Origin of the sequence: Pannus brasiliensis CCIBt3594 (assembly GCF_036688125.1) — a bacterium.
GTDB classification, from domain to species: Bacteria; Cyanobacteriota; Cyanobacteriia; order Cyanobacteriales; family Microcystaceae; genus Pannus; species Pannus brasiliensis.
In genome coordinates, this window is record NZ_JBAFSM010000119.1 from 1 (window position 1) to 403 (window position 403).

Below are 403 nucleotides of genomic sequence, written 5' to 3' on the forward strand. Positions count from 1 at the left end.
GATGCTCGCGATCACCCGCTTTCGCCCTTCCCGTTCTTGCCCGAAGATCGGCACCGCTACCGAGACGATCCCGTAGTCAAGCTCGTCCAGCGCCGAATCGTAACCGCGTGTCGCGATCAGGTGCAGCCGCTCGGCCAGCGCTTGCCGTTCGGTCACGGTGCGCTCGGTAAAGCGTTGAAAAGGCGCGCGGGCGAGGAGCTGGTTGCGCTCGTCCTCGGGCAGATGCGCGGCGAGCGCCTTGCCCAAGGAGGTCGCATGGAACGGAAAGCGCGTGCCCACCCCCGCCGCCACCCGAAAGCGCCGGTCGGTCGAGACGTGGGCCACGTAAAGGATCTCCGCGCCCGACAGCACGGTCAGGCTCGCGCTGTCGCCAGTCTGGTCGCGCAGGGCCTGCAACGGCGGC

1 protein-coding gene is annotated in these 403 nt (G+C 68.5%); it reads right to left on the reverse strand.

What is annotated here, in order from left to right; translation table 11 throughout:
* Positions 1–403 (reverse strand): IclR family transcriptional regulator (locus V0288_RS24995; protein ID WP_332867912.1); only part of this gene is annotated, 403 nt, incomplete at both ends.